Raw genomic sequence first — 11,071 nt, forward strand, 5'->3', positions numbered from 1 at the left:
GAAGAGGGAATTTATCAAGAAGCGTTTGATGCACGTGATTTACCGAGTGGAGTCTATTTTTCGATATTGCAGACAGAAGGTATAAAAGTTACAAGGAAGATATTGTTGATAAAATAACCTCTAAAGATTCCATCTCTTCTAATGCGAACGAAAATTGGAGAGATGGAATCTTTTACACGAGTAAAGCATAAAGATGCCACCACTCCAATGCGAACGAAAATAAAATCTCAACTTTTATTGAATTATTTGAATATGTGAACATCGTAGATGTTCAAATTATTGTAACAAACTACTGGTGTACAAAAAAGACCTTTGTAGAAGGTCAACAAAAACGTTTACAGTCAATCGCTGGTAAAACAACATCATATCTTATCAACCATAATATATATTTTCCATTGCCGTTGGTTTTAACCAACGGAATAAAGTCAATAAAAAAATTGTCTGTTTGAATTATAAAAACCCGACTTTCAGATATGTGTTTTCAGAATTAAAAAACCGGGCTTTTAGATTCTCAAATAAATTATGAGGAAACGACCTACAAACTAATCCTGCTGTGTTTATTTTATTCTTTGGGAAATTCCAGTGAAGTTCCGCTACAAATATTCTCTTTAAAATGTTGGATTTATTTGATAGATTATTAAAAAAGAATTTCATGGAAAAAAAGATAAAAATATTTAACAATTTTTCCGACCAGGAGAAAGAAGAGATTCTTTTTTGGGCTTCGCAAACATACGAGAAGAAATTAGAAACCCTCGAAATTATTAGACAAAATTACTTAAATTTAATTGATAAAAATTCAAGACGATTTCAAAGAGTTTATCGGATTATTGAACAAGCACCGCGTTGAGTATCTGATCGTAGGTGGTTATGCCGTTGCGATTCACTCAAGACCGAAATTTACCGAGGATATTGATTTCTTTATTAACCGCACAAAGGAGAACGCTAAAAAATTGCTTGAAGTACTCGATGAATTTGGTTTCGGGGAATTGGATATTTCAATTGAAGATCTGACTAATGAATTTAAGATGATTCAGCTAGGGTTCGCTCCACTAAGAATTGATATTATGAATAGTATCAGTGGGATAGATTTTAACACGGCATTTCAAAATAGAGCAAAGATCGATATTGATGAAATTAAAGATGTATTTTTTATTTCACTTGCAGATTTATTAAAAAACAAAAAAAGTTCCTCACGTGAAAAAGATAAGCAAGACGTTAAATGGATTTTGAAATATCAAAAATCTTAGCTGTCCGAAATTCTTCATTTATATATCAAAGATTCCACCTCTCCGATGCTAATGAAAATAAAAGCCCAACTTTTTAAGATAAAAATAGCTTGCCGAAAATTGGGCTTTTCTAATTTAAGGAATTAGTTTTTCTCCCTTCAGTTAAAGATTTATTTCAGGGAGAGCGAAGCTCGTTGTTAACTCTTTTTGTAGAGTTTCCAGCCGATTGCAAATAAAAGGCAAGTTTGGGCAAACATGTGCCATGTTGCATTTGCAAAGTAAAAGTTTACTCCGCTGATTTTTCCGATTATTCCGATAAAAAGACTTATGCCTGCAGCTACAAAAACAATTAAAGTGAAATCTAATTTCATTGATAACTCTCCTATGTTTTATGGATACAAACTTGTAGAAATAAATAATTATTTGCAACTGCCCAGCTAAAAATAATGCATTCAAACTAAAAACTTCGTTGTCCTCATCATTAATACGGATTATATGGATTCTATCAAAGAAACTATTTAAATTTTGTTTGGAAACAATTTATAACTAGTTATTCATATATATGCCAGCGAATCTTCCACCGGAATATTTTTCAGCAGAGAGAGAGTTCAAAGAAGCTAAATCTCTTGAAGAAAAAATTCAGGCTTTGGAAGACTTAATAAGTACGATTCCCAAGCATAAGGGGACAGATAAACTCCGCGCAGATTATCGAAGAAAACTCGCCAAATTAAAATCAACTTCTCAAGCGGCAAAAAAAGCTGGTAAACACACATCAAATTTTCACATCGAAAGAGAAGGGGCGGCCCGAGTCTCAGTAGTTGGAATGCCAAATACCGGCAAGTCATCGCTGCTTTGTAAATTAACTCACGCAACTCCGGAAGTATCAGATAGCCCATTCACAACTTGGGCTCCATCTCCCGGAATGATGAATTATGAAAATGTCCAAATTCAGCTTATCGATACACCACCGTTAAATAAAGATTATTATGAACCTGAAATTTTCGATATCATAAAAAGCTCTGATTTAATTTTAGTACTGATTGATTTACTTGCAAATCCAATTGAACAGTTTCAATCTTCAATCGAGATCTTGAACGGAAACAGAATTTATTCTCCGCATCAACAGAATGTTACTGAAGATAGAAAAATTTTCTGGGTGCCGATTTTAATTATCGTTAATAAAGATGACGACGCAAAGCTCGATGAAGATTTCGCAGTGCTTGACGAATTACTCCATAACGAATGGGAAATTGTTTCTATTTCCTTGAAGAACGAACGCAACCTGGAAGAATTAAAAAGGTTGATTTTTTCTCATCTTAAAATTATTCGTGTTTATTCGAAACCGCCGCACAAGGAATTTGATAAAACCCAGCCATTTATTTTAGGCGAGGGAGCAACAATCGAAGAATTTGCAATGCAGGTTCACAAAGACTTCTATGATAAACTGAAAACAGCCCGAGTGTGGGGAAAAGGAGTTTATGACGGGCAGCTGGTTGGACGTGATCATATAATTTATGATGGAGACGTAGTTGAATTGCATATTTAAATTAATAAAATATTCTTTGATCGTTTTGATTTTCCCAAGTATTATTGCCGCACAAGGCGTTGGCAAGGGAACAAGATTTGATTTAACATCAAAATTAAATTTAACGAGCGGACAATTCGCACAACTTTTCATTCCAGATTATTACGTTAAACCCGCAGATGATTCCATCATGCTTGTTTTTCATTTTCACAGTGCGTCATGGGCGGCGGAAGATCAAGTCTATAAATCAAGAGTGAATGCAGTGTTATTTAATATTCATCTTGGCGGTTTATCGAGTCCTTATCAAAATTATTTTACAACGCAAACGAATTTTCAAAAAATACTTGATACATGTCTTTCCGTGATAAAGACGAATGGAGTGATTCCAAATCCGAAGATTAAATATCTGATCCTATCATCATTCAGCGCAGGCTATGCAGGGGTGAGGGAAATTTTTAAAAACACTTCCTACTATAATAAGATTAATGCACTTACTCTTGCGGATGGACTCCACAGTAATTCGGATCCCGGTACAATGGCAACACAGATGAAGGATTTCCTCCAATTCGCTAAAGATGCAAGAGACAAAAAGAAAATAATGATATTAACTCATTCGAGTATTCCTACAAGCGGATATGAAAGTACGACTAAAACCGCAGACTATTTGATAAGCGGGATCGGCGCATCAAGAGTAAATTTTTCTGCTTTTGACGAAATTGGGAATCAGACTTCAAAATGCGATACAGGATATTTTCGATTAAAAGGATATACCGGTCAAACAGCCGACGATCACATGAAGCATTTATACGCAATGAATAAAATGCTCGAGCAGGTAATTGCAATTTTAAACATTTCAACGACTGATGTAGCGGACGAAATATCTACACAGAAAACTTTTATACTTTATCAAAACTTTCCGAATCCCTTCAATGGGGAGACAAGTATTAAGTATTCAGTATTAAGTCGTGAGAGAATTACTTTGAGAATATATGATGTACTTGGCAGAGAAATTGCTGCACTTGTTGATGAGGTGAAAGAAGCTGGATCATATAATGTAACATGGAAGATAGAAAACGGAAAATTTACAAGCGGAATATTCTTTTATCAGTTGCGTAGCGGCTCTTTTGTGGAGATGAAAAAAATGATTCTTTTGAAATAAGCTTATGAAAATAATTACTAGTTTAATAGTTGGAACAATTTTGCTTTTCGGCTCGTGCTCCTTATTGGAGGATAACTGTATTTGCACTCAGGAATTTGTGATGTACACAGTTTTAGTGTTTGATAATTCGAATCAGCCTGTGGATTCGCTAGCTGTTGAAATAAAAAATGTTAGAACCGGCAAAATCTATACTTTCCTCGAAAAGATTTACCTTGGCAAAGGTGTTTATCAAGTTATGAACGATGGATACACGAAGGAGTTCACAGAAGAGCCAGAGGTAATAGTATTCAAAGGGAGTAAATCTGGCGCCGAAGTAGAGTCTGTTTATCTATTTAATACCGACAAATGCAGATGCCATGTTCAAAAACTTTCAGGGAAAGACACTTTAAAGATAAATTTGTAACCTCAACAATAAGAGAGGGTGAGATGAAAAAATATTTTTTTCTAATAATGTTTATCGGCAGTATTGCATTAGGACAGACAGCCGATTCCCTTGTCTGGCTTCGTGATATTGATTCGACGATTTTAACCGATGTGCGGTACGCTACTACAAACAATTTTACCGGCAAAGTTTTATACAAGAGCGATAAAGTTTATCTAAGAAAAGTTGTTGCTGAAAGTCTTTCCATCGCTCAAAAATATTTCATGAGGCAATATGCGTTGAGGATTAAAGTCTTTGACGGTTATCGTCCTCACTCAATTCAAAAATTGATGTGGGAAGTAATGCCAGATGAAAAATATGTTGCAAATCCGGCAAAGGGCTCACGTCATAACAGAGGTGCTGCTGTTGATTTGACATTGGTCGATGTTACTGGTAAAGAAATAGACATGGGCACACCATACGACGACTTCAGCGAAAAATCGCATATTGATTATAAAAATCTTTCAAAAAATGTTTTGACATATAGAGAAATTCTGCGAACAACAATGGAGAAGTTTGGTTTCGAAGCAATGAGTTCCGAATGGTGGCATTTCGATTTTAAAGGATGGAGTAAATTTTCAATTATGGACGTGGAGTTCAACGATTAGCAAGGCACTAAATCATAAAATCTAATTTCTAAACTCTAAACAAATTCGAATTCTAAACTTGTAAATCTTTAGAAAACCCACAATGGCAACTTATTTTAAGAATTAGGAATTAAAATTCCGGATTTATTCTCAACTCAATATTTTCAACGGGTTTGAATTACCGCTCGCTTCAAATTTATCTGTTACCAGACTATCGACCTCTTCCTCACTCCCGAGCAAATCTTTCAAAGTTAACTTTCCTAATACCTCGTCAACAACTTTTTGCACAGTTTTCCAAACTGAACGAATCGAACAATCGATTGAATTTGTACAAATGTCAATAGCACCGGAGTGAGAATTACAAAATTCATCTTCAAATAATCTTCCACCGAGTACGTTCACAACATCTTGCAAAGAAATTTCATTAGCTGGTCGAGATAATTTATAGCCACCGATTTGCCCGCGTTCACTTTCAACTAAGCCACCAATTCTCATAATTCGCAATAGCTTTGCGACATTAGGGACTGTTAGACCTTCTAACTCACTGATTTCTGGGATTGTAAGCCCCCTATCGGATTTATGTTTAGCAATCTGGAGAAGACATCTTAATCCATATTCTTCCTGTGTGCTAAATTTCATTTTCCACCTCTCACTTAAAACCGTTACAGAAAAATATTAATTATTTTGAATCGGTATTTTCGATCCACAAATTTTTGCATGCATAAGTTCATCATATTTTTCTTTTCGGATCGACGGTCCGGATTTCGAACAATAAGCGTTAAATGCTTTTATTAATTCAAATGCAACTTCCTCTGGAGTGGACCCTTCTATCTGATGACGCTGCATCATATAGATAGGTGATCCGTTCTTAATAATAGCCAAAGAGGGGGATGATGGCGGATAATTATTAAGATAATTTTTCCGAACATGATCAACAGCATCTATTTCTTGACCGGCAAATACGGTTGTTAATTTTTCTGGAATCACTTTATTTTGTAATGCAAGCGATACGCCGGGTCTTGCACTTCCAGCTGCGCATCCACAGACAGAGTTTATAAATACTAAAATCGTCTCATCATTTTTTTGTGATAGAGTTTTTTCAACCTTTTCAGGCGTAAGCATCTCTTCAAATCCAACGAACGTTAGTTCATCGCGCATGAATTGTACTGTTTTTGGATCATACATTGGGGGTTTCGGATTCATATTTTGAAACATTATATCTATCCTTTTGTTTGTGATTGTTCTAGGAACTGCTTCCCGAAAATTATAAAAATCCAAGTTTAAGCTTTGCTGCTTCCGACATCATATCACGATTCCATATCGGATCCCATACAACATTAACATTCGCATCTTTAACGCCGTGAATTTCTTTTATCTTTTCCTGTACTTCCGGCGGCAGCGAGCCTGCAACTGGACAAGCAGGAGATGTCAATGTCATATCGACTTTAACATTAGAATCATCATCTATTTTTATTTTATAAATCAAGCCGAGTTCATATATGTCTACTGGTATTTCTGGATCGTAACATTTTTTCAAGACTTGTATTACTTGTTCTTCCAATAATTTTTTATTCATTCTAAAATTTATTCAGTTGAAACTATTTCTGATTTGCTTTCCAGTGCATTCTTAAGAGTATGCCATGCAAGCGTAGCGCATTTAACTCTTACTGGATATTCGGTCACACCTGAGAAGACAGCAAGCTTACCTAACGATTCAACATCGAAGGAATTATCAGCTTTTCCAGTTATAAAATCATGAAACTGTTTGAAAATTTTCTCTGCTTCTTCAACACTCTTTCCTTTTACGATTGAAGTCATAATCGAAGCAGATGCCTTAGAAATTGCACAGCCGGCTCCATCAAAGCCGACATCTACAATCACACCATTCTCTATTTTTAGATATAAGTTAAAATGATCGCCGCAGAGGGGATTAAATCCTTCTGCCGAATGAGATGAATCTTCAATCTTATGATAATTCTTGGGATGCTTGCTGTGATCAAGAATTACTTCTTGATAAAGTTCTCTTAAGTCGGACATTAACTAAAAACCTTTATTACTTTTTTTATCGCTTCAGCTAATAGATCTATTTCTTGCTTTGTATTGTAAAAGGCAAAAGATGCTCTTGTTGTTGCCGGAACATTAAATCTTTTCATTAATGGTTGTGTACAATGATGCCCTGTTCGTACAGCTATTCCTTCATTATCTAAAATTGTTCCGATATCATGGGGATGAATATCTTTTACGACGAAAGAAATTATCGAAGTTTTTTCAAGAGCATTGCCTATGATTTTTAATTCCTGAATTTCAGATAATACTTTAGTCGCATAGTTAAGCAATTCCTGTTCGTAGAAGGCGATTGCTTCAACGCTGAGATTAGACACGTATGAAAGAGCTTCGCCAAGTCCAATTGCTCCGGCGATGTTCGGCGTTCCAGCTTCAAATTTATTTGGCAGATCATTATATGTAGTTTTTTCAAAAGTTACAGACCGAATCATATCTCCACCTCCTTGAAAAGGAGGAAGTTTTTGCAATAAGCTTTTCTTTCCATATAGTACACCTATGCCGGTTGGACCATATATTTTGTGTCCAGAGAAGGCATAAAAATCACAATCTAAATTCTGAACGTCAACTGGGATGTGAGTTACAGCTTGTGCACCATCAACCAAAACCGGTATTCCACTACGGTGTGCGATTTCTGTAATCTTTTTAATTAAGTTAATTGTACCAAGCGTGTTAGAGACATGTACAATTGAAATCAATTTTGTTTTCGAAGAAATTATTTTTTGAAATTCATCGATCAGCAATTCTCCCTGATCACTTATTGGAATAACTTTTAATTTCGCTCCTCTTTCTTCACAAAGCATCTGCCAAGGAACAATGTTCGAATGGTGTTCCATGTGTGAGATTATTATTTCATCACCATGCTTGATAAATTTTTTTCCAAAAGAATTTGCGACAAGGTTTATCGATTCCGTAGTTCCGCGTGTGAATAGGATTTCATCATTGCTCGATGCATTAATGAAATTTTTAACTATGGATCGAGCATTCTCATAAGCTTCTGTGGCAACTTGACTCAATTTGTGAACACCTCTGTGAATATTTGAATTCTCGCCCGTGTAATATTGATTCATTCGTTCTATTACAGAAATTGGCTTCTGTGTCGTTGCCGAATTGTCAAGATAAACCAGCTTTTTTCCATGGACAAACGAATTAAGGATGGGAAAATCATTTCGAATTTTTTCAACTTGGAAATTCAAATTGGTTCGTTCAATAATACTTGTATCAAGTTCCATTTAATTTTGTTCTCCGGAGAGAATTAGTTTCATTTTTTCAAAAACAACTTTATCCAGTTGAGATTTTATCTCTTCAATTTTAATGAAATCCAAAATATCGCTGGCAAATGCATTGATTAAAAGTGAACGTGCATTCTTCTCGTCAATTCCTCTTGCACGCAAATAAAAAAGGGCTTCTTCGTCGATCTGTCCAATTGTTGCTCCATGAGTACAACGAACATCATCGGCAAAGATTTCTAATTGAGGTTTCGTATCAATCCGGGCGCTTCCGGATAAAAGTAAATTTTTGTTTGATTGATATGCGTTAGTTTTTTGCGCATCTTTTCTAACCATTATCTTTCCATTGAATACGCCCTTCGATTCTTCAGCGAGAATTCCTTTATAATATTCATTACTTAAACAGTGGGGCATTGCATGATCGACTAAAGTGTGATTATCAACATGCTGTTTTTTATCGACGAAGTACAGCCCGAAATAATTTGCCTCACACCCTTTGCCATTTAAAACAGAATTAATATCGTTTCGAGTTAGAGACCCGCCTAGTGAAATATTATGTGAAGTGTATTTACTGTTCGTTTTTTGCTCTATTTGAATTTTTGAAATATGAAACGACGAAAGACTTTCTTTTTGAATCTTATAGTGATCTATAAAGGCCTTCTCATCGAGAAAGATCTCAGTTAAAGCATTTGTTAAATATGGAAATTCTGAAATCGGCTGATGTACTTCAACAAAACTTGCCTGGGAGTTTCTTCCAAACACAAATAGATTTCTAGGCTGAGAAAGTATGTTCACATTTTCTTTACCATTTAAATAGATCAAATATATTGGTTCGGTTACTACTTGATCGTTTGGGACATGAATGAAGGCACCATCTTCAACAAATGCACCATTCAAAGCATTAAAACCATTGTCAAAATTTGAATATTTCCCAAAGTGCTGAGAAAAAACTTCATCCCCGCTCGAGTGAACTGTCTCCAAGCTATCAACGCTTACAGAGGTTTTAGGAAGAAGAATGTTAGAATATTCTTTGGATAAAAATCCATTCACAAAAACTAAATAATTTTTATCACGATACTCCGCAAGAATTTTTTCTAATTTTTTGGTATCGATAGATCTTTCATTCAAACAGGCTGGCGTGAATTCATAATTCAGAACTTCTGACAGACTGGTATATTTCCATTCTTCATTTTTTGTTGTTGGAAAATCAAGCTTACTAAATAAGTGAATTGCCTTTTTTCTAAATTGATGCAATTCGGAATTAGATTCTCCATTGAGTCTTTTCTCAAAAGCCTTAAATTTATCTATGTACCAATTTTTATTTGAAATTTTATCAGTCATTTTTTTCTTTCATTAAGAAACAGTTTAAGTCGACTCGCCATTTTTTATCCAATCATATCCTTTTTCTTCAAGCTCGAGAGCTAATTCTTTTCCTCCTGATTTTACAATCCGACCATTATAAAGAACATGCACAAAATCTGGCACAATATAATTCAGCAGCCTCTGGTAATGAGTTACGACAATAATTGCCTTATCTTTAATTTTTTCTTTAAGAAGATTTACACCGTTCGATACGATTTTTAGAGCATCTATGTCAAGTCCAGAATCGGTTTCATCGAGCAAAGCGAGTTTTGGTTCAAGCATCAGCATTTGAAAGATTTCATTTCGTTTCTTTTCTCCGCCGGAAAATCCTTGATTTACAGAACGGCTCATCATTGCCTCGTCCATATCAAGCATTTTCATTTTAGATTTCATAAGAGAGAGAAATTCCATTGCATCCATTTCTTCTTCGCCCTTATGTTTTCGCACTTCGTTTACCGCTGTTTTCAGAAATGTTGCATTGCTAATTCCTGGAATTTCAACCGGATATTGAAATGCAAGAAAAATTCCTTCGCGTGCTCGATCTTCTGGTTCCATTTCAAAAAGATTTAATCCTTTAAAAAGAACCTCACCAGACATAATTTCATATCCTTCTCTTCCGGCAATTACATTTGCCAAAGTACTTTTACCAGAACCGTTTGGACCCATTATCGCATGAATTTCTCCGGCATTTACTTTCAAATCAATTCCCCTGAGAATTGCTTTTCCTTCAACATTTACAAATAAGTTTTTAATCTCTAACATTTATTTCCTTTAACGACTTTCTTCTATGAAAAATTTGTTAACCGACACTTCCTTCAAGACTAACGCTTAATAATTTCGAAGCTTCTACAGCGAATTCCATCGGCAGTTCCAGAAAGACTTCTTTGCAGTAACCATTTACAATCAGACTAATTGCATCTTCTTTCGAAATACCGCGCTGATTAAGATAAAATATTTGATCCTCTCCTATTTTGGATGTGGTTGCCTCGTGTTCAACTTTTGCTGTTGGATTATTTACCTCGAGATATGGAAACGTATGGGCACCGCATTTATCTCCGATGAGAAGCGAATCACATTGAGAAAAATTTCGTGAGTTCTCAGCTTTGTTTGAAATTCTTACTAATCCACGATAGGAATTTTGACTTTTTCCTGCAGATATACCTTTTGAGACGATTGTGCTCTTTGTGTTTTTCCCGAGATGGATCATTTTAGTACCTGTATCTGCCTGCTGAAAATTATTTGTTAGGGCAACAGAATAAAACTCACCGACTGAATTATCACCAAGCAAAATACAACTTGGATATTTCCACGTAATAGCTGATCCCGTTTCAACCTGTGTCCAAGATATTTTAGAGTTATTTCCTTTGCAGATACCCCGCTTAGTTACAAAATTATAAATCCCTCCCTTGCCTGCTTTATCTCCGGCATACCAATTCTGTACTGTAGAATATTTTATCTCAGCATTCTCGAGAGCAATTAGCTCAACTACTGCCGCGTGAAG

13 protein-coding genes are annotated in these 11,071 nt (G+C 35.3%); 5 read left to right on the plus strand and 8 right to left on the minus strand.

The genetic code is table 11. The features are described from left to right. Positions 1-785: 785 nt before the first annotated feature. The 5 genes from FJ213_11460 to FJ213_11480 all read left to right on the plus strand — a co-directional run bounded on the left by FJ213_11460 (position 786) and on the right by FJ213_11480 (position 4,939). Positions 786-1,247 carry a hypothetical protein gene (locus tag FJ213_11460; protein MBM4176769.1) on the plus strand — a complete coding sequence of 154 codons (462 nt, stop codon included), beginning with the start codon at positions 786-788 and terminating at the stop codon, positions 1,245-1,247. Positions 1,248-1,788: 541 nt separating this feature from the next. Next, the gene (locus FJ213_11465) at positions 1,789-2,772 is read left to right on the plus strand and encodes a TGS domain-containing protein (GenBank protein MBM4176770.1); all 984 of its coding nucleotides are present in this window, start codon (positions 1,789-1,791) and stop codon (positions 2,770-2,772) included. After that, entirely contained in the window at positions 2,756-3,910 is a 1,155-nt protein-coding gene (locus tag FJ213_11470) for a T9SS type A sorting domain-containing protein (protein MBM4176771.1), read from the plus strand. Before FJ213_11465 ends, FJ213_11470 begins: the two co-directional genes overlap by 17 nt. 100 nt (positions 3,911-4,010) lie before the next feature. Next, complete coding sequence (locus FJ213_11475) at positions 4,011-4,313, plus strand: hypothetical protein (GenBank protein ID MBM4176772.1); 303 nt, start codon at positions 4,011-4,013, stop codon at positions 4,311-4,313. Beyond that, complete coding sequence (locus FJ213_11480; GenBank protein MBM4176773.1) at positions 4,256-4,939, plus strand: M15 family metallopeptidase; 684 nt, start codon at positions 4,256-4,258, stop codon at positions 4,937-4,939. The genes FJ213_11475 and FJ213_11480 overlap by 58 nt, the downstream gene beginning before the upstream one ends. Positions 4,940-5,068: 129 nt before the next feature. On the opposite strand, the gene FJ213_11485 is transcribed toward FJ213_11480, so the two are convergent. The 8 genes from FJ213_11485 to FJ213_11520 all read right to left on the minus strand — a co-directional run. Next, positions 5,069-5,557, minus strand: a complete 489-nt coding sequence (locus tag FJ213_11485; GenBank protein ID MBM4176774.1) for an Rrf2 family transcriptional regulator — start codon at positions 5,555-5,557, stop codon at positions 5,069-5,071. A gap of 36 nt (positions 5,558-5,593) precedes the next feature. Beyond that, positions 5,594-6,133, minus strand: a complete 540-nt coding sequence (locus FJ213_11490; protein MBM4176775.1) for a BrxA/BrxB family bacilliredoxin — start codon at positions 6,131-6,133, stop codon at positions 5,594-5,596. Between the two features lie 49 nt (positions 6,134-6,182). Continuing rightward, positions 6,183-6,506, minus strand: coding sequence for an SUF system Fe-S cluster assembly protein (locus FJ213_11495; protein MBM4176776.1), 324 nt, complete (start codon positions 6,504-6,506; stop codon positions 6,183-6,185). Then, entirely contained in the window at positions 6,503-6,955 is a 453-nt protein-coding gene (locus FJ213_11500; protein MBM4176777.1) for an SUF system NifU family Fe-S cluster assembly protein, read from the minus strand. The genes FJ213_11495 and FJ213_11500 overlap by 4 nt, the downstream gene beginning before the upstream one ends. After that, on the minus strand, positions 6,955-8,211 hold the full coding sequence (locus tag FJ213_11505; protein MBM4176778.1) for a cysteine desulfurase: 1,257 nt from the start codon (positions 8,209-8,211) through the stop codon (positions 6,955-6,957). Before FJ213_11505 ends, FJ213_11500 begins: the two co-directional genes overlap by 1 nt. Beyond that, the gene (sufD, locus tag FJ213_11510; GenBank protein ID MBM4176779.1) at positions 8,212-9,549 is read right to left on the minus strand and encodes a Fe-S cluster assembly protein SufD; all 1,338 of its coding nucleotides are present in this window, start codon (positions 9,547-9,549) and stop codon (positions 8,212-8,214) included. It abuts the gene before it with no gap. A 24-nt stretch (positions 9,550-9,573) separates the two neighbouring features. Beyond that, complete coding sequence (gene sufC / locus FJ213_11515; protein MBM4176780.1) at positions 9,574-10,332, minus strand: Fe-S cluster assembly ATPase SufC; 759 nt, start codon at positions 10,330-10,332, stop codon at positions 9,574-9,576. A 37-nt stretch (positions 10,333-10,369) separates the two neighbouring features. Continuing rightward, positions 10,370-11,071 (minus strand): Fe-S cluster assembly protein SufB (locus FJ213_11520; protein ID MBM4176781.1); only part of this gene is annotated, 702 nt, incomplete at its 5' end.

Source organism: Ignavibacteria bacterium (assembly GCA_016873845.1).
Lineage (GTDB): Bacteria > Bacteroidota > Ignavibacteria > Ch128b > Ch128b > JAHJVF01.